The organism is Paraburkholderia sp. (genome assembly GCF_036488505.1).
Classification (GTDB): domain Bacteria; phylum Pseudomonadota; class Gammaproteobacteria; order Burkholderiales; family Burkholderiaceae; genus Paraburkholderia.
Genome location: NZ_DASXHN010000229.1, coordinates 1 through 23,753, shown reverse-complemented (window position 1 = coordinate 23,753; position 23,753 = coordinate 1). Strand labels below are relative to the sequence as shown.

Genomic DNA, 23,753 nt, shown 5'->3' with positions numbered 1-23,753 from the left:
CGTGCGCGCCGCGTTCGGCAACAACAACGTCGACACCTGCGCGCGCGTGTGCCATTCGCCGACCGGCTACGGCCTGAAGACCACGCTCGGCGAATCGGCGGGCACGCAGACCTTCGCGTCGGTCGATAAAGCCGACGTGATCATGGTGATCGGCGCGAATCCGACCGATGGGCATCCGGTGTTCGGCTCGCGTCTGAAGCGGCGAGTGCGCGAAGGCGCGAAGCTGATCGTCGTCGATCCGCGCCGCATCGATATCGTCGATACACCGCATGTGAAGGCGTCGCATCACCTGCAATTGCGGCCGGGCACCAACGTCGCGATCATCAACGCGCTCGCGCATGTGATCGTCACCGAAGCCCTGCTCGCCGATGCGTTCATCGCCGAGCGCTGTGAATCCCGCGCGTTCGAGCAGTGGCGCGATTTCGTCGCGCTGCCGGAGAATGCACCGGAAGCCACGGAAGCGCTCACCGGCGTGCCGGCGCAACAGGTGCGCGAAGCCGCCCGCATCTATGCAACCGGCGGCAACGCGGCGATCTACTACGGTCTGGGCGTCACCGAACATGCGCAAGGCTCGACGATGGTGATCGGCATCGCGAACCTCGCGATGGCAACCGGCAACATCGGCCGGGAAGGCGTCGGCGTGAATCCGCTGCGCGGCCAGAACAACGTGCAGGGCTCGTGCGACATGGGCTCGTTCCCGCACGAGCTGCCGGGCTATCGCCATATCGGCGACCCGCTGGTGCGCTCGCAGTTCGAACAGGCATGGAACGTGATGCTGCAGCCCGAACCGGGCCTGCGCATTCCGAACATGTTCGACGCCGCGTTGCACGGCAGCTTCAAGGGCCTCTACTGCCAGGGCGAAGACATCGTGCAGTCGGACCCGGACACGCATCATGTCGCGGCGGCGCTGTCGTCGATGGAATGCATCGTCGTGCAGGACATCTTCCTGAACGAGACCGCGAAATACGCACACGTGTTGCTGCCCGGTTCGTCGTTCCTCGAAAAGGACGGCACCTTCACGAACGCCGAGCGCCGCATCTCGCGCGTGCGCAAGGTGATGCCGCCGCTCGCCGGCTACGCGGACTGGGAAGTCACGCTGCTGCTGTCGCGCGCGCTCGGCTACGAGATGGACTACACGCATCCGTCGCAAATCATGGACGAGATCGCGCGGCTCACGCCGACCTTCCACGGCGTGTCGTATCGCAAGCTCGACGAGCTCGGCAGCATCCAGTGGCCGTGCAACGAGCAAGCCCCCGACGGCACGCCGACGATGCACGTCGACACGTTCGTACGGGGCAAGGGCAAGTTCGTGATCACGAAGTTCATCGCGTCGCCGGAAAAGGTCACGCGCAAGTTCCCGCTGCTGCTGACGACCGGGCGCATCCTGTCGCAGTACAACGTCGGCGCGCAGACACGTCGCACCGAGAACTCGCGTTGGCACGACGAAGACCGGCTCGAACTGCATCCGCACGACGCCGAGGAGCGCGGCATCAGGAGCGGCGACTGGGTCGGTATCGAATCGCGCGCGGGGCAGACCGTACTGCGCGCGAAGGTGACCTCGCGGATGCAGCCGGGGGTCGTCTATACGACGTTCCACTTTCCCGAATCGGGCGCGAACGTGATCACCACCGACAGCTCCGATTGGGCGACCAACTGTCCGGAATACAAGGTGACCGCGGTGCAGGTGATGCCGGTCGAGCAGCCGTCGCAGTGGCAGAAGGACTATTCGCGCTTCAATACCGAACAGCTCGAACTGCTGAGGCAGCGCGAGCTGGCTAACGCCGCCACGGGCAAGTGAGGCAAGCGATGGATGTTCGCAATCTGATCGACATGGCGAACCGGATCGGCGATTTCTTCGAGTCGATGCCCGACCACGAGGAAGCGCTAAGCGGCACCGCCGAGCATATCCGCCGCTTCTGGGAGCCGCGCATGCGCCGCGCGCTGCTCGCGGCGCTCGATGAAGCGCCGGATGTGCATGGTCTCGCGCTGACCGCCTTCACCCGCGAGGCGATGGTCAGGCATCGCGCGCGATTGACGCCGGCCGAGGCTTCGGCGGCCTCAGGGGCGGCCTCGGCGGCGGACTCGCGGGCGGTTTAGCTTCCGCTTGAACTGGGCCGCAGCTGACGTCACCGCTCGGCCAACCCGTCACGGCGCCTCACGCGCCGCCGGCGGGTTCGGCCGCTATCACCCTCCCCCCTGCACGCGGGGCCGCCAGCCGACAGCCCGTACCCGTCACTGCGCCACGCGCTCCCGTGTCCCAGCCCCCACCGCGAACCACGCCTCGCAGTGCCGCAACAGCCCATGGAGGTCCGAGCCGGTGCGCCCGCGCGCGCTGATATAACCGTCCGGGCGCACCAGATAGAACGACGGCCGCGTGCGCCCATACGACTCTGCCAGCGCCGGGCCGCCGTCGCCGGTCGTATCGGTGATGCGCCAGGTCCGCGCTGCGCCCGGCAGCAGCCGCTCGATTGCGGCGGCGAGCTTTTCCACTTCCGGGTCAGGCGGCGGCGCATGCTTCGCGGCCGGATCGAGCGGCGTGCCATCGACGGGCAGCGGCGGCACCAGCACGAACAGCGAAAAGAACGCCGGATCGTGCAGATCGAAAATGCACCCGACGCCCGGCGCGCGTCCCAGCGGACCGTCGATCACATGCACGAGCGCATCGGGCGCGCGTTCGCCCGCGCGCGGGCCACCGTCGAGCACGCGTTCGAGCGTCAAAGGACTGCGCCGATACTGGATCGACAGCTCGCTGATCGTCGCGCGCGCGGCATCGCGCAGCGGACCGAGCGCGGCCAGCACCGGCATCACGTGTTCGCGCAGCAGCTTCAGTGGACCGTGATCGGCCTCGGCCATCTGCGTGATGAAGCCAGTCTGCCGCAGCACCTCGCGTTCGATCGGATGCCGTTCGAGGTGATAGGTGTCGAGCAGCCGATCCGGCGCGTTGCCGCGAATCACGCGCGCGAGCTTCCAGCCGAGGTTGAGCGCCTCCTGAATGCCGGTGTTCATCCCCTGCGCGCCGGCCGGGCTGTGCACGTGCGCGGCGTCGCCGGCAAGGAAGATGCGGCCCACCCGCAGGCGATCCACCATCCGGCTGTTCACATGGAAATACGACGACCACGCGAGCTCCGATACGTCGACGCGCTCCCGCACGCGCCGCGCGATCAGCGCCTTGCATTCATCGAGCGATGGTGGCGGCGCTGGGTCGAGCGGCGGCTCTTCAGGCACGCCCAGCGCGACCGATGCGCCGGGCATCGGGGCCGCGGCCGGATGGACCGGATCGGCCGGCTCGACCGCATGATCGGCGATCAGCCGATGACGGCCGTGACCCATTGGAAACAGCGCGACGAGGCCTTCGCCGGACGCGAAAATCTGGAATTCGTCGTCGGGCCAGTCGGTTTCCGCATGCAGATCGGCAAGCAGGAAGGTCTGCGCGAAAGTCTTGCCCTCGAAGTTCAGGCCGAGCCGATGACGGATCGCGCTGTGCGCGCCGTCGGCGGCGATCAGGTACGACGGGCGCATCGTTTCGGTGTGGCCGTCCGCGCGGCGCAGTGTCGCCACGATGCTCGCGGCGCCCTGCGCGAACGTCGTCAGTTCGACACCGCGCTCGACCGTCACGCCTAGCGTCGCGAGATGCTCGGTGAGCAGCCGCTCGGTCACCGACTGATCGAGAAACAGCAGATACGGATAGCGCGTGTGCAGTGGATCGAAGTCGAGCTGCGCAAGCCGCATCCCGTTCGAGAACAGGTTGGCGACGCGCGCGCGGTGGCCGAGTTCGAGAAACGGTTCGATCAGCCGATGCTGTTCGAGCAGTTCGAGCGTGCGCGCCTGAATGCCGATCGCGCGCGAATAGGGGCTCGACTGCGGCGCCTTGTCGATCAGACGCACGGGGATGTGGGCGCGCGCGAGGCTCATCGCCGCGGCGAGCCCGGTCGGACCGGCACCGACGATCAGCACTGGCGACGCATCATAGGCGGCAGCGTCCATGCGGCACTCCGGATGCAACGATGCGCTCAGTGTACGCCGCCGCTTGCAGCGGCAGCGGTGCGCCGCATCAATCGGCGCGGCGGTATGCGCCGATGCGTGAATGGCAAACATGCGATGGCCGCCGGCGGATGAGCACCGAAAGACCCCGTCACGGGTGCGAACGCCTGCGAACGACCGCCAAGGCCACACGCCGCAAGTCAACCCGCGCATCGCCTCGCGCAGCGCGGCGCCCGCCGCAAATACGGGCCCACAGCCAAGTGTGGGAAAATGCGGCCTCAGTTTTATCCGACTACCTGCCCCGTCATGCAACCAGTCTTTGACCGCGCGTACGCGGCGCATCGTGACGGCCGCCTCGACGATGCCGAACGCGGCTACCGCACGACGCTCGAACACAATCCCGGCCACGTCGACGCGCTCCATCTGCTCGGCGTGCTGCGTCATCAGCAGGGCCAGCACGCGGAAGCCGCCGACCTCGTTCGGCGCGCGGTCGTCCTGCGTCCCGAAGACGCCGCGCTGCAACTGAACCTCGGCAATGCGCTGAAGGCGCTCGGCCAGATCGACGCGGCCATCGACCAGTTCCGCAACGCGCTGACGCTCGCGCCGGCCTTCCCGATGGCGCACTACAACCTCGGCAACGCGTACGCGTCGCTGGGTCGTCACGAAGACGCCGCCGACGCGTTCGAGCGCTCGGTGCGCCTGCAACCTGACGATGCGTCGTCGCACAACAATCTCGGCAACGCCCTGCACGCGCTCGGGCGTCACACGGACGCGATCGCGTCGTTCCAGCGCGCGCTAGAACTGCGTCCCGGTCACGCGGGCGCGCTGAATAACATGGGCATGTCGCTGAACGCGCTCGATCGGCCGGCCGACGCGCGCCGCTGCTTCGAGGCCGCGCTCGCCGCCGAGCCGCGCTTTGTCGCCGCGCATTTCAATCTTGCCAACACGCTCGACGCCACCGGCCATCATGCGCAAGCCGTTGCATCGTTCGAGGCGGTATTGCGTTTGCAGCCGAACCTGCCGCCCGCGATCTATGGGATGGGCAACGCGCTCGCGGCGCTTGGCCGGCCCGCGCAGGCGTTGCCGTATCTCGAACGCGCGGTCGGTCTCGATCCGCAATTTGCGCTCGCGTGGCTCGCGCTGGGCACCGCGCACCAGGCGCTCGGCGCGCATGCGGCCGCGGTGCGCGCGTTCGATCAGGCGCTGCGCCTGCGCCCCGATCTCGCGTCCGCGCATATGAACCGCTCGCTCGCGTGGCTCGCGATGCGCGATTTCGCGCGCGGCCTGCCCGAATACGAATGGCGGCTGCAAACGCTCGCACAGCCGGTGATCCAGACGCTGCCGCGCTGGCACGGCGAACCGGTCGACCAGCGCACGCTGCTGATCCACGCCGAACAGGGTCTCGGCGACACGCTGCAGTTCGTGCGCTTCGTGCCGCTCGCCGCGCAGCGCGCCGCGCGCGTCGTGCTCGAAGTACAGCCTGCGTTGCTGCCGTTGCTCGCGGCTGTCGCGAAGAGCTGGCGCGTGACGCTGATCGCGCACGGGCAGCCGCGCCCCGCCGCCGATCTGCAGATCCCGCTGTTGAGCTTGCCGCTCGCGCTCGGCACGCGCTACGACACGATTCCGGCGCGCACGCCCTATCTGAACGTGCCGCCGGCCTATGCCCGCAAATGGCGCGGCTCGCTCGGCGGCAGCGCGAAACGCAAGCTCGGGCTCGCGTGGTCGGGGCGTATCCAGCGCAACGAAACACGCACGATGCCGCTTGCCGCGCTCGAGCCGCTGTTCGCACTCGACGGCATAGACTGGATCGTGCTGCAGCCCGATCTGAGCGACGCCGAGCGCGCGGCGCTCGACGCGCATCCGCGCGCCGCGTCGATCCATCGCTTCGATCAGCGCATCGGCGACTTCGCGGATACCGCGGCGATCATCGAACGGCTCGACGCGGTCGTGTCGATCGATACGTCGATCGCGCACCTCGCTGGCGCGCTGCGCAAGCCGCTATGGCTGATGCTGCCGTTCGCCGCCGACTGGCGCTGGTTCGACGGCGACGCGCGCAGTCCTTGGTACCCGGGCGCGACGCTGGTACGCCAGCCGCGGCCGGGCGCGTGGGAGGAAGTCGTCGAGATCGTCGCGAACGAAGTGCGGCACGGCTAGGCCGCGGGCGGTTCGCAAAGCAAAACCCCCGCGTTCTCGCGAACGCGGGGCTTTTGTTTCAGCGCAACGAGTGCCGCGGCGTGATAGTCAGGCCGCCCGATACTGCTTGCGCGACTCCGGCGTGCGATACAGGAACAGCGTCGCGAGCAGACCGCAGATCGCCGCCACGCCGAGCACCAGACCCGGTGCCGCCTTGTTGTCGGTGACGTGAATCAGTAGCGTGGCAATCGCCGGCGTAAAGCCGCCGATCGTCGTCGCAAGGCTATAGGCGAGCGAGAAGCCGGCGGTACGCACTTCGACCGGCATCACTTCGGTGAGCGCCACCACCATCGCGCCGTTATAGGAGCCGTACAGGAACGACAGCCATAGCTGCACCGCGAGCAGGCGCACGAACGACGGCTCGGCGACCAGCCATTGCAGCGCCGGGTACGCGGTGAGAATCGTCAGGACCGTGAACACGAGCAGCACCGGACGGCGACCGATGCGATCCGACAGCGCGCCGGCCAGCGGTAGCCAGATCAGATTCGAGATACCGACGCACACGGTGACGACCAGCGTGTCGATCGACGAGAGCTTCAGCACTTCCCTGCCGAAGGTCGGCGTGTACGCGGTGATCATGTAGAACGACACGGTCGTCATGATGACCATGCCCATGCCGCCCAGCACGACCGGGTAGTTCTCCAGCATCGACTTCATGATTTCGCCCATGCCCGGACGATGCTTGCGCGCCTCGAATTCCGCGGTTTCCTTCAGCGAGCGGCGGATGATGAACAGGAACGGCACGATCAGACAGCCGATCAGGAACGGCACGCGCCAGCCCCACGCGAACATCTGGTCGGCGGGCAGCATCTTGTTCAGCAGCACGCCGATCAACGCGGCGAACACCACCGCGACCTGCTGGCTGCCCGACTGCCATGAGCAGTAGAAGCCCTTGTTGCCCTTGGTGGCGATCTCCGACAGATACACCGACACGCCGCCCAGCTCGACCCCCGCCGAGAAGCCTTGCAACAGCCGCCCGCCCAGCACGAGGATCGGCGCGATGATGCCGATCGTCGCATAACCCGGAATCGCCGCGACCGTCAGCGTGCCGAGCGCCATCAGCGTGAGCGTGAGGATCAGGCCTTTGCGCCGGCCGTGGTGGTCGATGTATGCGCCGAGCACGATCGCGCCGACTGGCCGCATCAGGAAGCCGGCGCCGAACACCGATAGCGACAGCATCAGCGACGCGAACGCATTGCCACTCGGAAAGTAGGCCTTGGCGATCGCCGAAGCGTAGTAGCCGTAGACCATGAAGTCATACATCTCAAGAAAGTTGCCGCTGACGACGCGGAACACCGTCTTGAATTTGGATTCTTCCGTCACCGAAGTAGCGTGCGTCGCAGTAGACATGACATTCTCGGATAAACCCGTCGCCGCGCCGCGCGGATTGAGGGCAGTGACGATCGGGCAGTTGAAACGATCCGCCGCGTTTCGCAAGCGGATGCCGCGGACGGACGAGGAAAAACGCGCCCACAGAGGCGCCGCATGCCAATGCTCGCAGAGTTCACCCAGTGTCAGGGTAAACATTGTGATTCACGCAGCGCCCGCGCCACCTAATGTTACTGCTGATGTCGCCGCAAATCGCATACAGTTGGCTTACGCGCGCGCTCGCGCAGGTGGCGGACCGCGCGGTAGACTTGGCGCGCGATGTCATCCAGTTGGTTTTTATTCCAATGCGAACCACCCCTGCTCTTTCGCTGCGCCCGGCGACCCTCGAGGACGCCGCGCTGATTGCGTCGATTCACAGCACCAGTTGGCAGGCCACCTATCGCGGACTATTACCCGATGCGTTTCTCGACGGCGAGGTCGCGCGCGAACGCGCCGCGTACTGGGCAGCGCGCCTCGGCGCGCCGGGCGGCGAGCGCCGCATCGTACTGATCGCCGAGCTTGGCGGCGAGCCGACCGGCTTCGTGTGCGTCGAGCGTCAGCCGCAGTCCGCGTGGGGCGTGCTGCTCGACAACCTGCACGCGCTGCCCGGCTACCAGGGCATCGGCGTAGGCCGCACGCTGATGCGCGCCGCCGCGGACTGGGCCCGAGCGCGCGGCGAGGCGCAGCTGTATCTGTACGTGCTGGAGGGCAACACACCGGCGATCGGCTTTTATGAGCGGCACGGCTGGAAGTTCGTCGGCGCGGAGCCGGACCAGATGGGCGGTGTCGACATCACCGCGTTGCGCTACGTGTACCGGCTGGAGCCGTGACGAGCCGTGACGAGCCGTGACGGTGCAAGCCCGGTGCGGGCCATTTGCGCGGCAGTGTCACTTTCAGAGCAGTCTGATCGTCCGAACGAATTGGTTCGGGGCAACATTTTCTGTTGCCGATGGCCTCGGCGGAAACCGGCCTGCCCTTCCTCATCGTCGCTCGTCATCGACCTGTTACTGGTTGCGACGGATGCGGTGACTGACGGTGGACCGGCTTGCCGCTGACGCGCTGTCGGGTCCCCAGAGATTCTGTGACTGCCCACCGGCCGCCCTGTCATCGGGCACCCGACAAAAAGAACGATGCCCAGCACTCCGCTTACCTTGATCGAAGGCGCTTACGCGCTACCCCGCCCGCATCCGCTCGACGACCTCCCGGTGCCATTACGTCATGAATGGGCGCTGCTCGCGTCCGGCCCTGGCCAGCGAAACGAACGCCGATCACTTTATGCGGCGTTGCTGTGTACGGTCTGCCTGAGCAATCGCCAGCTGCTGTCGCGTCGTCGATGGAAGGCGCTCGACAGCAGCCCGCTCGATGGCAGGCCTGCGACGGTTGCATCATCCGCAACCGCGAAACCTGGCGTCACCCGTCGTGCGATCCCTGGCGATGGGCTGCGCGACCTACCCCTCACGCCCGCTCAGGCGCCCAAGCGCGTCGCCCTGAAGCTGCGTCGGCCTGCGAGAGCGAAACGTCGCGCTGCAGGCGATTGGCATCGGATGGCGGCCGGGGTCTGCATCGTCGGCGCGCTCGCGCTGCTTGCGTGGCTCGCGATGGACCGGCATCGCGCGCTTCGTCAGTTGGCCAGCGAAGCGTCGAGCCCCGTGGCCATCGCAACGGGCAAACGCGACGGACAGCAAGGGACGCAGCCATCGCATGTCGAGGTTGCGGGCCGGCAAGCGATCGTCGTCCACGAGTCTCACGCACAAGCCGCTCGTGTGGCGCCAACGTATGCAGATGTGGCGTCGCCGCCGGCGTCCGCATCCGCATCCGCTTCGATTCGCAACACCGTATCCAGGCGCGCCGCACGTGGCGATACACCCGCGCATCCGCCGCAACGCGCACAGGTCGCCGGGATACAGCGCCGGCCGGCGCGGCCGTCGCAGCGGGCCCTCGTACCGCACGCCAGCGCGATACGTGCAACGCAGAACGCGTCGCGCGCGTTAGCCGCGCGATCGGCCACATCGGCCGATGCATCGTTTGCGCAAACGTGGCCCGCTGGCAGCGGCTACACCGCCATCACGACATCCGCCACCACGCATCCGCGCGCGGCCACGTCGAACAATCGGCCGGCAAACAACAGCACCGCGTGGATGAATCACATGACGCAGCGTCGCGTGACCGAAGTTCCAGAGCAATTCGGCCAATAAACCTTCCCGCTGTAACACTCAGAAGCGACGCGCACAAAAAAGCCCGGCTTTTCAGATAGTCGGGCTTTTTCCATCGAATGCCTTTTCTTTGCGCACAGGAAAACGCAAACGCCGCCCCCGCGCGTCAAACCTAAAACCGCGTCTCCCGCGCAACCCGCAGAAACGTATCGAGCAACGGCGTGCAATCGAGCAGTTCCGGCCCGCCCGCGCGGTGAAATTCCGGATGCCACTGCACGCCCATCACGAACGGCGCACGCCGGTAGCGTACCGCCTCGATGATGCCGTCCGACGCCGACACCGCCTCGATATTGAGATCGCGCCCGAGCGTCTTCACAGCCTGGTGGTGAATCGAGTTGACGATCGCATCGCGCCGGCCGGGGAACATGTTCAGCAGCGTAGAGCCATCCGGGAAATGCACCCCGTGCCGATGCTGGTCGTAGTGCTCGTTCACGTGCACGTTGGCGGTCGGCACATCCGTTGCGATGTCCTGATACAGCGTACCGCCAAACGCGACATTGATCAGCTGACAACCGCGGCACACGCCGAGCACCGGTTTGCCCGACTCGACGAACTCATGCAGCAGTTCGAGTTCGTACATGTCGCGCACGCGGTCGCCGGGCCACTCGTGGCTCGACGCCGATTCCGCGTAAGTCTGCGGCGACACGTCGGCACCCCCTTGCAGCAACAGCCCGTCGAGATGCTTCGCGTAATCGCGCAGGCGGATGTTGCTCGGATGCAGCATGCCCTGATGCCCGACGGTCGGAATCATGAACACCAGCACGTCGCGCGACATCACCCAATGCGCGATCGATTCCTCCAGATACTGTAGCGTCTTGCCGCGCAGCCCCTTCGCGCCCGGCTCCGGATGGAAAATCCGCGCCGACACGCCGATGCGTAGCGTGCGCTGGGTGATCCGCTGACCCGCGCGATCGAACAGTTGCCGCGCGCGCGCTGCGACGATGCGGCCGAACACGCTCCACGCCGAATCGCTCTGGCGCAGGTAGCGCGGCGGAGACGGCGGCAACGCGTTAGGCGGCGGCGGATTGGTCGCGCTGAAATCGGGCGCCGCGCCGAAGCCCGGCGGCGGCGAGCCAGCCGGCCGCGCGGTAGCGGGCGCCGTTTCCTCGGTCACAATGTCGGCTTCAGTGACGACGTCTTCGGCGAAAGCGGCGGCCGGGTCTGGACCGCTCGCCTGGGTCACCCGTGCCGCGCCGGTATGCAGCTCGCCGCTCGCGGACAGAGGACTCGCCGGCTTTACCGGCTCTGCTCTCGCCGCCCTGGCGCTCGCGGCGTTCGTCGCCTGCGAGCCGCCGCGCCGCGCTTCGCGCTCGTGCACCGCGGCTTCCTGCCGCGCGGTGGACTCCGCGGCGGCGCTGCGGGCCTCGGCCGCGTCGCGCAGGCGAGCCGTTCGCGGATCTTCCGGCGTGACGGCCGATGCGCTGAGCGGATCGTCGGTCGACGACCTCACGGCCGCTGCCTCGGTGGCCGGGTTGGTCTGCTGGGCAGCCGATTGGGTCGTATCTTCACGCAATGGAGGCGGCGGGGCAGCCGGCTCGGCCGGTGCCGCGCCGGTTTGCGGCGCAAGCGATGGAGTGGGCGACGCGGACGAGGCGGGCGAGGCCGGCGACGGAGTACCGGTCGTGCCGGCGTTGTCTGGTTTGTTTTCGCTCATGACTGTCGGACGGGCGCCTTTCACGCGAACGAATGAATATGCCCTGATTATCCGTCAGCGCAGCAAGCCCGGCAAACCCGCACACAATTACTCACATTGTTGCGAAGCTCGACACAAGCGTTCGTTTCGATGATGTCAGGGGTCCGGCTGCTCGTCGAAAGTCTCCCGCAACGCGATCTGCATCGACGCATGAATCTTCACGCACCAGCGCCATACGAGTGCGAGCAGCAGCGCCGCGCAAACCAGCACCGCGACGAGCAGACCGGTCGGCGGCAGAATGCTGCCCGACAGCGCGGCCATCAGCAGAAACACGCCGATCATCGATACGATCGGCACGCCGTCGGCGATCGCGTAACGCAGCGCACTCGTGAAGCGCCCCGCCGTGGCGGGCTGCACGCTGACTTCGGCGAGCAGCAGCGCGAGCGATTTGGTCTTGCGATACACGGCCACCACGAACGGCAGCGATACGACCAGCGCGACGCTCCACTGCACGACGCGCTGCAGCGATGCGTCGGCGAGCCAGTTCGCGAGCAGCCGGCCGCTATGCGGTGCGCTATACGACACGGCAAGAAAGATCGCCGCGACGAGCGCGAGATTCACCGCGATCTGCAGGAAGATCCGCCGCGTCAGGTGCAACAGCGTCGGCACACCGCGCGCGGTGCGCAGGCCGCGCAGCCACTGGCCGTAGAGCCCGCACGCGTTCGACAACGCCGTGGGCATCGCCGGCGCGAGACGTCGCGTGAGCGGATCGGCGGCGCGGATCAAATACGGCGTGCTCAGCGTGGTCAGCGCGGAGACCGCGACCGCGATCGGGTACAGGAAGCCGCTCGTCACCTTCAGCGTGAGCCCGAGAGACGCGATGATGAACGAGAACTCGCCGATCTGCGACACGGTCATGCCGACCCGCATCGACGTACGCGCGTCGCGGCCAGCGACAAACGTACCGAGCCCGCACGACACGATCTTGCCGACGATCACCGCAAGCGTGATCACCGCGATCGGCCATGCGTACTCGAGCATCAGCACCGGGTTCAGCATCAGGCCGACGGTGACGAAGAAGATCGCGGAAAACGCATCGCGCAACGGCGCGATCAGATGCTCGATGCGATGCAGATGGCGCGACTCGGCCATGATCGCACCGATCAGAAACGCGCCGAGCGCGATGCTGTAGTCGAGTTTGACGACCAGCAGGCAGAAGCCGAAGCAGAAGCCGAGCACCGACACCAGCAGCATCTCGTCGCTGCGCGTGCGCGCGACGTAGTTCAACGCGCGCGGCACGACCAGCACGCCGGCCAGCAGCGACACCAGCATGAACAGCAGCAGCTTGCCGAGCGTGATCGCGGCAAGCCCGGCGCTCAGCTGGCCGGTCTGCGCAATGCCGGTCAGCAGCACCAGCATCGCGATGCCCAGAATGTCCTCGACGATCAGAATGCCGAACACCAGCTGCGCGAAGCGTTCGCGCTTGAGCCCCAGGTCGGACAGCGCCTTGACGATGATCGTCGTCGACGAGATCGCGAGGATCGCGCCAAGAAACAGCGAATCCATCGGGCTCCAGCCGAACGCACTGCCGATCTCATAGCCGATCCACAGCATCAGCACGATCTCGCACAGCGCGGCGACGATCGCGGTCGCGCCGACCTTGAACAGCTTGCGCAGGCTGAATTCGAGTCCTAGCGAAAACATCAGGAACACAACACCGAGTTCGCCGAGCGTCTGGATCGTCTGTTGGTCGTGGATCAACTGGAACGGCGGCGTGTACGGCCCGATGATCACCCCGGCCGCGATATAGCCGAGCACCACCGGCTGCTTCAGCCGATGGAACAGCACCGTGACGGCGCCCGCGACCATCATCACGACGGCCAGATCCTGAATGAAGCCGATGCCATGGTGCATAACGCGCCTTCCTTACAAAAACGTAATGTCAGAAAGCGCAGTGTAACAAAGGCGCCGTCCTCGTCTGGACGCGCTCGCGCGCCGCGCGCCTCAACCGCGCGCGCCCGTAAAGCCTTGCTCTACAATGCGGACGACAGTCCCCCGCCGGCTCGACAGCTCACCGCTCACCCACCCCACATCATGGCCACTGACTTCGTCCCGTTCCCGCCGCTCGCCCAGCTTGCCGCCGATCTCGCCGCTGGCCGCACCTCGAGCCGCGCGCTCGTCGAAACCGCGCTGGAGCGGATCGCCGACCCGGCCGGCCAGGGCGCGGCGGTGTTCACGCACGTCGACGCCGGCGCCGCGCGCGCCGCCGCCGACGCGCACGACCGCCTGCGCGCGGCCGGCATCGTGCTGTCGCCGCTCGCCGGGATTCCGGTGTCGGTCAAGGACCTGTTCGATATCGAGGGACAACCGACCCGCGCAGGCTCCATCGCGCTCGCCGACGCGCCGCCCGCGAAGACAGACGCGGTGACGGTCGCGCGACTCAAGCGTGCCGGCGCGGTAATCGTCGGGCGCACCAACATGAGCGAGTTCGCTTTTTCCGGACTGGGACTGAATCCGCACTACGGCCATCCGCTGTCGCCGTACCGGCGCGGCGTAAAGGGTGACGAGCGGGTTTCCGGGGGCTCGTCGTCGGGCGCGGCGGCCTCGGTCGCCGACGGGATGGCGGCCATCGCGCTCGGCACCGACACCGGCGGCTCGATTCGCATTCCCGCCGCGCTGTGCGGGCTGACCGGCTTCAAGCCGACCGCCGCGCGCATCCCGAAGCAGGGTGGCGTGCCGCTGTCGCCGACGCTCGATTCGTTCGGGCCGATCGGCGTGTCGGTTGCGTGCTGCGCGCTGGTCGACCGGATCCTCGCCGGGCTCGAGCCGCGCATCCCGGCCGCGCATCCGCTCGAAGGCGTGCGCCTCGGCGTGCTGACCAACTTCGTCACCGACGGCGTCGAGCCGGAAGTCGCGCGCGCGGTCGACACCGCGCTCAAGCATCTGGAAGCAGCCGGCGCGATCGTCAGCGAAGTACGCTTCGCGCCGCTCGACCGTCTGCCGGAAATCAACCGCATCGGTTTTTCGCCGATCGAGGCGTATGCGTGGCACCGTCCGCTGCTCGACAAGCATCGCGACCGGTACGATCGGCGCGTGCTCGCGCGCATTCTGAAGGGTCAGCCGGCGACCGCGATCGACTATCTGGATCTGCTCGCCGAGCGCGACGCGATGCTCGACGAAGCCGCGCGTACGCTATGGCAGCGCTTCGACGCGGTGGTGATGCCGACGGTGCCTGTGGTGCCGCCGCGTCTGGCCGACCTGCTGACCGACGACGACGCGTTCACCCGCACCAACGCGCTGATTCTGCGCAATCCGAGCGCGTTCAACTTCCTCGATAGCTGCGCGCTGTCGCTGCCATGCCATCTGCGCGACGATGCGCCGGTCGGTCTGATGCTCGCGGCCGCGCCCCGCGCCGACGATGCGCTGCTGGCGATCGGCCGCGCCGCCGAGGCAGTGCTCAACGTGATTCGCTAGCCGGCGAAGGTTGGCGCGTCGCGGTCGCTGTCGGTAGCGGGTGCGGCCACGCTCACGGCTCACCGACCGGTAATCGATGCGCGCCGGCCGCGCGGCCGCAATCGTCAGGCAACCGGCTGCCCGTCAAGGGTTCGCGCTAGAATCGCGGGCACCCGCCCGTTCCGCCTTCAAACCACGCCACGACCCATGACTAACGATTCCGCGATGCTGCGCCGCGAGCGCTCCCTGCTGGTTCTGCTCGGCCTGATCTGCGTCGCCCTGGTGGGCGGCGCGTTGTACCTGCAATTTGTCATGCACGAAGACCCGTGCCCGTTGTGCATCCTGCAGCGTTATTTCTTCCTGCTGATCGCGATCTTCGCGTTCCTCGGCGCGCGCCTGAACAGCTGGCGCGGCGTGCGTGTGCTCGAAGTGCTCGCGGCGTTGTCGGCGCTGGCCGGCATCGTGACCGCGGTGCGTCATGTGTATATCCAGGCGAACCCCGGTTTTAGCTGTGGCTTCGACGCGCTGCAGCCGATCGTCGATAGCCTGCCGCCCGCGCATTGGCTGCCGGGCGTGTTCAAGGTCGCCGGCCTGTGCGAGACAGCCTATCCGCCGATTCTTGGGCTGACGCTGCCGATGTGGTCGCTGGTCGGCTTCGTGATCGCGTTCGTGGCGCTGGCACTGAGCCTGATCCGCAATCGCCGGCGGATTGCCTGACGCGGGTTGAAGCGCGCGCAATTGGACGGAGACCTTTCGGCGGTGATGCCGCCGGCCGGTTCACCGCCCTGTTGCGTCGCGCCGCATCCCGGAAAACGCGCCGGCCTTCGGCTTGCCCGTGTCGGCGGCAACGAAAGCGCCGGCGTTTTTTTGCCCACGTGTCGGGGCACTGCTACTTGCCGTCGCCCTGCCTCGTTCCGCCCGCCAGCCCGCTTCGCCCAACTTCGCGCGGCGGCCGGGATCGTGAAAACAACATGACAGCCGCCGAATAGGCTTCATGCGATCCGGGAAATCTTTTCGGGCCGCCGTAGTGCTATCTTCGAATCTGGATGGCGATCTACGTGCGCGAGGCCGGCTTCGGCGCCCTGCGTAACGCGCGCCCGGTCCGCACTGTCCTTGGATTCATCATGACAACGCCAACCATCCGCTTCTATCACCAGGGGTCCGTCCGCGAGATCGCGGGCGTCCCGGCGACGCGCACGGTGCTGCAGCACCTGCGCGAAGATCTGCGCTGCACCGGCACCAAGGAAGGCTGCGCGGAGGGCGACTGCGGCGCCTGCACGGTCGTCGTCGGCGAACTCGATGCGCACGGCGCGCTCGCGCTGAAGGCAGTCAACGCGTGCATCCAGTTCGTGCCGACGCTCGACGGCCGCGCCCTTTTCACCGTCGAAGACCTGCGCGCCGCCGACGGCGCACTGCATCCGGTCCAGCAGGCGATGGTCGACTGCCACGGTTCGCAATGCGGCTTCTGCACGCCCGGCTTCGTAATGTCGATGTGGGCACTGTATGAAAATCAGCCGGCCAGCGCCGGTCTGCCGGCCCGCGACGAAATCAACGCCGCGCTGTCCGGCAATCTGTGCCGTTGCACCGGCTACCGGCCGATCGTCGATGCGGCTCAAAAGATGTTCGACGACGCACGGCATCCGCGCGTCGCGCTCGATCGCGAGACCGTCGCCACCGCGCTGCGCGCGCTGCAACGCGCGAGCACGTTCGAATACACGGCGCCCGACGCGCGCGGCGCGTCGTTCGGCTCATCGACTTTCTACGCACCCGTCACGCTCGAAGCGTTCGCATCACTGCGCGCGCAGCACCCGGACGCGCGCATCGTCGCGGGCAGCACCGACGTCGGCCTGTGGGTCACCAAGCAGTTCCGCGATCTCGGCGACGTGCTGTATGTCGGCAACGTCGCGGAACTGAAAGCGATCGCGCGCGACGCGCAGACGCTGACGATCGGCGCGGCCGCCACGCTCGAGGACGCGTTCGCCGCGCTTGCCGCCGACTATCCGGAACTCGCCGAACTGTGGACGCGCTTCGCGTCGCTGCCGATCCGCAATGCCGGCACGCTCGGCGGCAATGTCGCGAACGGCTCGCCGATCGGCGATTCGATGCCCGCGCTGCTCGCGCTCGGCGCCGAGGTCGTATTGCGCAATGACCGCACGACCCGCACGTTGCCGCTCGATGCGTTCTACACCGGCTATCAGAAGACCGCGCTCGCGGCCGGCGAATTCGTCAGTGCGCTGCGGGTGCCGCGCCCGGCCGGCGATCTGCGTTGGCGCACCTACAAGGTGGCCAAGCGCTACGATCAGGACATCTCGGCGGTGTGCGCGGCGTTCGCGCTGCACGTCGCGCCGGACCGCACAATTCGCACGGCTCGTGTCGCGTTCGGCGGCATGGCGGCCACGCCGAAACGCGCCGCGCAAACCGAAGCGGCGCTAACCGGCGCGACGTGGGGCGAAGCAACAGTCCGTCGCGCGATGGAATCTCTTGGCGCCGATTACCAGCCGCTTACCGACATGCGCGCATCGAGCGCATACCGGCTGAAAGTCGCACGCAATCTGCTGTGGCGCTTCTACCTCGAAACGCGCGACGATGCGCCTCTCGCGTTGTGCGACGTGAACGCGTTCGCATTCGAAGGCGACGCGAGCGTCGCCAAGGAGGCGCCGTGATGAACCGCACCGAGGCCTTCGTCGAAAACGCGGGCGGCCAGGCCGGCCCGCATCCGGCAACGCTCGACGACGCGTCGATCGGCGTATCGCTGCCTCACGAATCAGCCGCGCTGCACGTGAGCGGCGAAGCGATCTATACCGACGACATCGCCGAACTGCACGGCACGCTGCATGCCGCGCTCGGTCTGTCGCGCCATGCGCGTGCGCGGATCGTGTCGATGGATCTCGACGCGGTCAGAACCGCGCCCGGCGTGATCGCGGTACTGACCGCCGACGACATCCCCGGTGAAAACAATTGCGGCCCGGTATTGCACGACGATCCGATTCTGGCCGACCGCGAAGTGTTCTATCTGGGCCAGCCGGTGTTCACGGTGATCGCCGAGACACATGAACTCGCGCGCCGCGCCGCCGCGCTCGCCAAAAGCGACGATGTGATCCGCTACGAACCGCTCGACGCGATCCTCACCGCCGCCGAGGCAAAAGCCGCGCAGCAGTTCGTGCTGCCGCCGCTGCATCTGCGGCGCGGCGACCCCGACGCGAAGATCGCCGCCGCTCGCCACCGGATCAAAGGCACGTTCGAAGTCGGCGGGCAGGAACAGTTTTATCTGGAAGGCCAGGTCGCGTACGCGCTGCCAAAGGAAATGGACGGCATGCTGGTCTATAGCTCGACGCAGCATCCAAGCGAAATGCAGCAGGTCGTCGCGCACATGCTCGACTGGCCCGCGCATAGCGTCGTGTGCGAATGCCGGCGTATGGGCGGCGGCTTCGGCGGCAAGGAATCGCAGTCGGCGCTGTTCGCGTGCGTGGCCGCGCTCGCCGCGCAACGCCTGCGCCGGCCGGTCAAGCTGCGCGCCGATCGCGACGACGACTTCATGATCACCGGCAAGCGCCACGACGCGATCTACGAATACGAAGCCGGCTTCGACGAGCGCGGCCGTCTAGCCGGCGTGCGCGTCGAAATCGCGTTGCGCGCGGGCTATTCGGCGGATCTGTCCGGCGCGGTCGCGACCCGCGCGGTGTGCCACTTCGACAACGCGTATTACCTCGCCGACGTCGATATCGTCGCGCTGTGCTGCAAGACCAACACGCAGTCGAACACTGCGTTTCGCGGTTTCGGCGGTCCGCAGGGCGCGCTCGTGATGGAGGTGCTGCTCGACAGCATCGCGCGCGCGTTGCGGCTCGATCCGCTCGACGTGCGGCTCGCGAATTACTACGGCGTCGGCGAACGCGATACGACGCCGTACGGTCAGCGCGTCGAGGACAACGTCATCGCGCCGCTCACCGACACGCTGCTCGATTCGAGCGGCTATCGCCAACGCCGCGCGGCGCTCGCGGAATTCAACGCGCGCAGTCCCGTGCTCAAACGCGGGCTGGCGTTTTCGCCGGTCAAGTTCGGTATCTCGTTTAACGTGCCGTTCCTGAATCAGGCCGGTGCGCTCGTGCACGTGTACAAGGACGGCTCGGTGCTGGTCAATCACGGCGGCACCGAGATGGGCCAGGGGCTCAACACCAAGGTCGCGCAAGTGGTCGCGAACCAGTTCGGCTTGCCTTTGGCACGCGTGCGGGTGACGGCCGCCGACACCTCGAAGGTCGCCAACACGTCGGCGACCGCGGCGTCGACGGGCAGCGATCTGAACGGCATGGCCGCCGAGGACGCCGCGCGCACGATCCGCGCGCGACTCGCCGAACTCGCGGCCCGCCAGCTCGGCGGCGATGCCGCGAACGTCCAGTTCGCGCATGGCATCGTATCGTCGAACGGTGGCGCGATGCCGTTCGAGCAGCTCGTCAACGCCGCGTATCTGGCGCGCGTGCAGTTGTGGTCGGACGGTTTTTACGCGACCCCGAAAGTGCATTGGGATGCGCAAACGCTGACCGGTCATCCGTTCTATTACTTTGCATATGGCGCGGCGGTGTCGGAGGTCGTCGTCGATACGCTGACCGGCGAATGGAAACTCGTGCGCGTCGACGCGCTGCACGACGCCGGTCAATCGATCAATCCGGCGATCGATCTCGGCCAGGTCGAAGGGGGCTTCATTCAGGGGATGGGCTGGCTCACCAGTGAAGAGCTGTGGTGGAACCGCGAAGGGCGGCTGATGACACACGCGCCATCGACATACAAGATTCCGGCGGTCAGCGATACGCCCGCCGCGTTTCATGTGCGGCTGTACGAAAACAGCAACGCGGAGCCGACCGTGTTCCGTTCCAAAGCGGTCGGCGAACCGCCGTTGCTGCTACCGTTCTCGGTGTTTCTCGCGATTCGCGACGCGATCGCCGCCGCGGTGCCGGGTGCGCAACATGCTCCGCCATTGCGCGCGCCGGCCACACCCGAGGCGATACTGGATGCGCTGGATGCGTTGCAGTCGGCGAACGAGTGACGGAAACCGCACGTATCGGCACGTATCGGCACGAATCGAAACCGCTCAACGGCGCCGCGTAACGCGACCGCCGAGCGCGCAACCCCACCCGCCGCGCGGACATCCCGTGCGGCCCCGTATGGAGAAACGCCGGATGCAAGCCTGGCTCACTGACCTGCAACATCTGCTCGCGCATGGCGATGCCGCCGTGCTGGTGACGGTCGCGCGCGTCGAAGGTTCAGCGCCGCGCGAGGCCGGCACGAAGATGATCGTCACCCGCGAGGCGGCGAAACACACGATCGGCGGCGGCCATCTCGAATGGAAAGCGATCGAAACCGCGCGCCAGGTGCTGCGCGACGGGATGCGCGCGCCGCATATGCGGCGGCTCGAGCGTTTCGCGCTGGGGCCGAGCCTCGGCCAGTGCTGCGGCGGCGCGGTGGTTCTCGCGTTCGAACGGCTCGACGTCGGCGATCTCGGCTGGGTCACGTCGCTCGCGAAGCGGCTCGCGGCCGGTCAATCGACGGTGCGTAGCGTATCCTTCGGCCCCTCGCCGGATGCGGTGATGCTGTCGGAACCCGAGCGCGGCGTCGATGCGGGCGACTGCCTGCTATGGGACGGCGCGGGCTTCGACGACAGCAGCGCGCTGTTGACCGAGACGATCGCGCCGGGCGAATTCCGGCTCGTGCTGTTCGGTGCGGGTCACGTGGGCGCGGCGCTGGTGCGGGTGCTCGCGACACTGCCTTGCACGGTGCGCTGGGTCGACGAGCGCGACGCGCAGTTCCCGCCGCTCGACGCGTTGCACGCGCCGAACGTCGCAATCGATCCGAACGACGCACCCGACCAAGCGATCGATCAGGCCGCGCCGAACACGTACTTCGTCGTGATGACGCACAACCATGCGCGCGATCTCGAACTGGCCGAGCGCATCCTGCGGCGCGGCGACTTCGCGTTCTTCGGCATGATCGGCTCGCATACCAAGCGCAAGCAGTTCGAGCACCGGCTCGCGGCGCGCGGCATCGATCCATCGCAGATTGCGCGGATGAAGTGCCCGCTCGGCGTCGACGGCATCGTCGACAAAGCGCCCGAGGTGATTGCGATCTCGGCTGCCGCGCAGGTGCTGCAGGCCGTCGAGGCGAACGCGGGCGGGCGCCACGCGACGCAGCCGGCGTGATACGCGGGACACACCGCGATTAACCTCAACACACAATTCCAAACCACGATGAATACCACCACCGCCACCCCCCTATCGCTCGCCGAACGGACCGCGCGCGCGCCGAAGGCCGAGCTGCATATCCATATCGAAGGGTCGCTCGAACCGGAACTGATTTTCGCGCTCGCGCAACGCAACGGCGTAGAACTCGCGTACAACTCGGTCGATGCGCTGCGTGACGCGTATGCGTTCACCGATCTGCAATCGTTCCTCGACATCTACTACGCGGGCGCGAGCGTGCTGTTGCACGAGCAGGACTTCTACGACATGACGATGGCGTACGTCGAACGCTGCGTTGCCGACAACGTGATCCACAGCGAAATCTTCTTCGACCCGCAGACGCACACCGAACGTGGCGTGCCGATCGCGACGGTGGTGGCCGGCATCGAACGCGCGCTCGCGGACGCGGAAAAGCGCGGCATGTCGAGCAAGCTGATTCTGTGCTTTCTGCGCCATCTGTCCGAAGACGATGCGCTCGCCACCTTCGACGAAGCGCTGCCGCTCTTCGAGCAATACCAACATCGGCTGATCGGCGTCGGCCTCGATTCGTCCGAGCGCGGCCATCCGCCGTCGAAGTTCGAGCGCGTGTTCGCGAAGGCGCGCGCGCTCGGCCTGAAACTCGTCGCGCATGCGGGCGAGGAAGGGCCGCCGTCGTATATCTACGAAGCACTCGATGTGCTGAAAGTCGACCGCGTCGACCACGGCGTGCGCAGCATCGAGGACCCGGCACTCGTCACTCGGCTCGCCGACACGCGCGTCGCGCTGACCGTCTGCCCGCTGTCGAACCTGAAGCTCTGCGTGTTCGACGACATGACCAAACACACGCTGAAGGACCTGCTCGATCGCGGCGTCGCCGTCACGGTGAACTCTGACGATCCGGCTTACTTCGGCGGCTATGTGAACGCGAACTATCTGGCCACGATCGATGCACTGAAGCTCGACGACGCCGAGGTGTACACGATCATCCGCAACGGCTTCGAGGCATCGTTCGTGACGCCGGAGGAACGCGCGATGCTGATCGAAAAGCTCGACGCGCACTGGCAGCAGGACGGTCCGCACTGACGGGCTTCAACAGACAGGCGGCGGGCGGTTTCGCTTCGCGCGGGCATCTGGCTGGAATCTCGCCGGAATTGCGCGGGCGTCTGGACGTGACCCACCTGGGCCCTACGCCGCCGTCCGGCTTCTAACATTCGGAGACAGTTTTTCCATGACTCAAACGGCTAACACCGCGCCACCGGCGCAAACCGCCGGCGAAGCGCAAACCGCGTTCCGCGCGCAACTGCTGACCTTCAACGGCGACCCCGCGCACGCACCCAATGCGGTGGTATTCCATGAAGACGGTCTGCTGCTCATCGAAGGCGGCCGCGTGGTCGCGGCCGACGCGTATGCGGCGCTCGCGCCGCGGCTCGCACCAGGCGCGCGCGTCGAGGACCGGCGCGACAAGCTGATCGTGCCCGGCTTCATCGATACGCACATCCACTATCCGCAGACCGACATGATTGCGTCGCCGGCGCCGGGTCTGCTGCCGTGGCTCGACACCTATACGTTTCCGACCGAACGCCGCTTCGCCGATGCCGGGCATGCCCGTGACACCGCGCGCTTTTTCATCGACGAACTGCTCGCGTGCGGCACCACGACCGCGCTCGTCTACTGCACGGTGCACAAGGAATCGGCCGACGCGCTCTTCACCGAGAGCGATGCGCGCAATCTGCGCATGGTCGCGGGCAAGGTGCTGATGGATCGCCATTGCCCCGAATTCCTGCGCGACACCGCGCAATCGGGCTACGACGACAGCGCCGAGCTGATCGGCCGCTGGCACAACCGTGGCCGGCAGATGTACGCGCTCACGCCGCGCTTCGCGCCGACCTCGACCGAAGCGCAGCTCGAAGCGTGCGGCGTGCTCGCGCGGCAGCATCCGGATGTGTTCATCCAGAGCCACGTCGCGGAAAACACCGACGAGGTGAAATGGGTCGCCGGCTTATTCCCCGGCCACCGCAGCTATCTCGACATCTACGATCACTATGGGTTGCTGCGACGCCGCGCGGTGTACGGCCATTGCATCCATCTCGACGACGAAGACCGCAAACGCATGGCGCTGACCGGCGCGCTTGCGTCGCACTGCCCGACATCGAACCTGTTCCTCGGCAGCGGCCTGTTCGACTTCGAGAAGGCCGACGCGGCCGGCATGGCGATCGCGCTGGCGACCGACGTCGGCGGCGGCACGTCGTTCTCGATGCTGCAGACGATGAACGAAGCGCACAAGGTCGCGCGGCTCGGCGGCCATCATCTGACGGCGACGCGCATGTTCTGGCTGGCGACCGCGGGCGCGGCCCAGGCGCTCGATCTCGCCGATCAGGTCGGCACGCTGAAAACGGGCTCGGAAGCGGACTTCGTCGTGCTCGATCCGCAGGCGACGCCGCTGCTCGCGCGCCGCACCGCGCGGCACGAATCGCTGGAGGAACTGCTGTTCGCGTTCGCGCTGCTCGGCGACGATCGCGCGGTGTACGAGACCTATGCGGCCGGCGAATGCGTGCATCGCCGCGACGATGCGCGGCGGTCGGTGCCGGGGCGCGAGAACGTCGCGGCCTGACGGCACGCCAACTGTGCGCTGGCCTGTATCACGGCCAACGCTATGTGACGCCCGGACGCACGCATCTGAACGCCTCCTGGCGCCAGGCGACGCCG

At 67.1% G+C, this 23,753-nt stretch carries 15 protein-coding genes; 11 read left to right on the top strand and 4 right to left on the bottom strand.

Going from position 1 to position 23,753, the window contains the following annotated elements:
• Together fdhF and VGH68_RS14105 are read left to right on the top strand one after the other, a co-directional pair.
• Nucleotides 1–1,798: formate dehydrogenase subunit alpha (gene fdhF, locus VGH68_RS14110; RefSeq protein ID WP_331604261.1), on the top strand; the 1,798-nt coding region annotated here is incomplete at its 5' end.
• An 8-nt stretch (nt 1,799–1,806) separates the two neighbouring features.
• Nucleotides 1,807–2,097: a formate dehydrogenase subunit delta gene (locus VGH68_RS14105; RefSeq protein ID WP_331604260.1), complete on the top strand. Its 291-nt coding sequence runs from the start codon at nt 1,807–1,809 to the stop codon at nt 2,095–2,097.
• A 135-nt stretch (nt 2,098–2,232) separates the two neighbouring features.
• Here VGH68_RS14105 and VGH68_RS14100 read toward each other — a convergent pair whose 3' ends face one another.
• Nucleotides 2,233–3,984: an FAD-dependent monooxygenase gene (locus tag VGH68_RS14100; protein WP_331604259.1), complete on the bottom strand. Its 1,752-nt coding sequence runs from the start codon at nt 3,982–3,984 to the stop codon at nt 2,233–2,235.
• Between the two features lie 303 nt (nt 3,985–4,287).
• On the opposite strand from VGH68_RS14100, the gene VGH68_RS14095 reads away from it, so the two are divergent.
• Entirely contained in the window at nt 4,288–6,135 is a 1,848-nt protein-coding gene (locus tag VGH68_RS14095; RefSeq protein WP_331604258.1) for a tetratricopeptide repeat protein, read from the top strand.
• Nucleotides 6,136–6,222: 87 nt separating this feature from the next.
• On the opposite strand, the gene VGH68_RS14090 is transcribed toward VGH68_RS14095, so the two are convergent.
• Complete coding sequence (locus VGH68_RS14090) at nt 6,223–7,524, bottom strand: MFS transporter (protein ID WP_331604257.1); 1,302 nt, start codon at nt 7,522–7,524, stop codon at nt 6,223–6,225.
• A gap of 323 nt (nt 7,525–7,847) precedes the next feature.
• Between VGH68_RS14090 and VGH68_RS14085 the strand changes: the two genes are divergently transcribed.
• A complete protein-coding gene (locus VGH68_RS14085; protein ID WP_331604256.1) occupies nt 7,848–8,372 on the top strand; it encodes a GNAT family N-acetyltransferase in 525 nt (174 codons plus the stop codon).
• A gap of 1,495 nt (nt 8,373–9,867) precedes the next feature.
• Here the strand turns inward: VGH68_RS14085 and VGH68_RS14080 are convergent.
• Complete coding sequence (locus VGH68_RS14080; protein WP_331604255.1) at nt 9,868–11,409, bottom strand: type 1 glutamine amidotransferase; 1,542 nt, start codon at nt 11,407–11,409, stop codon at nt 9,868–9,870.
• A gap of 135 nt (nt 11,410–11,544) precedes the next feature.
• Entirely contained in the window at nt 11,545–13,302 is a 1,758-nt protein-coding gene (locus VGH68_RS14075) for a cation:proton antiporter (RefSeq protein WP_331604254.1), read from the bottom strand.
• 180 nt (nt 13,303–13,482) lie between these two features.
• Between VGH68_RS14075 and VGH68_RS14070 the strand changes: the two genes are divergently transcribed.
• The 7 genes from VGH68_RS14070 (at nt 13,483) to guaD (ending at nt 23,658) form a co-directional block, all read left to right on the top strand.
• A complete protein-coding gene (locus tag VGH68_RS14070) occupies nt 13,483–14,862 on the top strand; it encodes an amidase (RefSeq protein ID WP_331604252.1) in 1,380 nt (459 codons plus the stop codon).
• Nucleotides 14,863–15,048: 186 nt separating this feature from the next.
• Nucleotides 15,049–15,558 (top strand): disulfide bond formation protein B, encoded by a 510-nt coding sequence (locus tag VGH68_RS14065; protein ID WP_331604251.1) that lies wholly within the window; start codon nt 15,049–15,051, stop codon nt 15,556–15,558.
• Between the two features lie 407 nt (nt 15,559–15,965).
• Nucleotides 15,966–17,504, top strand: coding sequence for a xanthine dehydrogenase small subunit (gene xdhA, locus VGH68_RS14060; protein ID WP_331604250.1), 1,539 nt, complete (start codon nt 15,966–15,968; stop codon nt 17,502–17,504).
• The gene (gene xdhB, locus VGH68_RS14055) at nt 17,504–19,879 is read left to right on the top strand and encodes a xanthine dehydrogenase molybdopterin binding subunit (RefSeq protein WP_331604248.1); all 2,376 of its coding nucleotides are present in this window, start codon (nt 17,504–17,506) and stop codon (nt 19,877–19,879) included. The genes xdhA and xdhB overlap by 1 nt, the downstream gene beginning before the upstream one ends.
• 133 nt (nt 19,880–20,012) lie before the next feature.
• Complete coding sequence (xdhC, locus tag VGH68_RS14050) at nt 20,013–21,029, top strand: xanthine dehydrogenase accessory protein XdhC (RefSeq protein ID WP_331604247.1); 1,017 nt, start codon at nt 20,013–20,015, stop codon at nt 21,027–21,029.
• A gap of 48 nt (nt 21,030–21,077) precedes the next feature.
• Nucleotides 21,078–22,130, top strand: a complete 1,053-nt coding sequence (locus tag VGH68_RS14045) for an adenosine deaminase (RefSeq protein ID WP_331604246.1) — start codon at nt 21,078–21,080, stop codon at nt 22,128–22,130.
• 145 nt (nt 22,131–22,275) lie between these two features.
• Nucleotides 22,276–23,658, top strand: a complete 1,383-nt coding sequence (gene guaD, locus VGH68_RS14040) for a guanine deaminase (protein WP_331604245.1) — start codon at nt 22,276–22,278, stop codon at nt 23,656–23,658.
• Nucleotides 23,659–23,753: the final 95 nt, after the last annotated feature.

Excerpts from the sequence above, each read along its gene's own strand:
- VGH68_RS14065 (WP_331604251.1), top strand. The coding sequence starts at position 15,049 with ATGACTAACGATTCCGCGATGCTGCGCCGCGAGCGCTCCCTGCTGGTT.
- VGH68_RS14105 (WP_331604260.1), top strand. The coding sequence starts at position 1,807 with ATGGATGTTCGCAATCTGATCGACATGGCGAACCGGATCGGCGATTTC.
- xdhC (WP_331604247.1), top strand. The coding sequence starts at position 20,013 with ATGCAAGCCTGGCTCACTGACCTGCAACATCTGCTCGCGCATGGCGAT.
- VGH68_RS14100 (WP_331604259.1), bottom strand. The coding sequence starts at position 3,984 with ATGGACGCTGCCGCCTATGATGCGTCGCCAGTGCTGATCGTCGGTGCC.
- VGH68_RS14080 (WP_331604255.1), bottom strand. The coding sequence starts at position 11,409 with ATGAGCGAAAACAAACCAGACAACGCCGGCACGACCGGTACTCCGTCG.
- VGH68_RS14085 (WP_331604256.1), top strand. The coding sequence starts at position 7,848 with ATGCGAACCACCCCTGCTCTTTCGCTGCGCCCGGCGACCCTCGAGGAC.
- VGH68_RS14045 (WP_331604246.1), top strand. The coding sequence starts at position 21,078 with ATGAATACCACCACCGCCACCCCCCTATCGCTCGCCGAACGGACCGCG.
- xdhA (WP_331604250.1), top strand. The coding sequence starts at position 15,966 with ATGACAACGCCAACCATCCGCTTCTATCACCAGGGGTCCGTCCGCGAG.
- VGH68_RS14070 (WP_331604252.1), top strand. The coding sequence starts at position 13,483 with ATGGCCACTGACTTCGTCCCGTTCCCGCCGCTCGCCCAGCTTGCCGCC.
- VGH68_RS14090 (WP_331604257.1), bottom strand. The coding sequence starts at position 7,524 with ATGTCTACTGCGACGCACGCTACTTCGGTGACGGAAGAATCCAAATTC.
- xdhB (WP_331604248.1), top strand. The coding sequence starts at position 17,504 with ATGAACCGCACCGAGGCCTTCGTCGAAAACGCGGGCGGCCAGGCCGGC.
- guaD (WP_331604245.1), top strand. The coding sequence starts at position 22,276 with ATGACTCAAACGGCTAACACCGCGCCACCGGCGCAAACCGCCGGCGAA.
- VGH68_RS14095 (WP_331604258.1), top strand. The coding sequence starts at position 4,288 with ATGCAACCAGTCTTTGACCGCGCGTACGCGGCGCATCGTGACGGCCGC.
- VGH68_RS14075 (WP_331604254.1), bottom strand. The coding sequence starts at position 13,302 with ATGCACCATGGCATCGGCTTCATTCAGGATCTGGCCGTCGTGATGATG.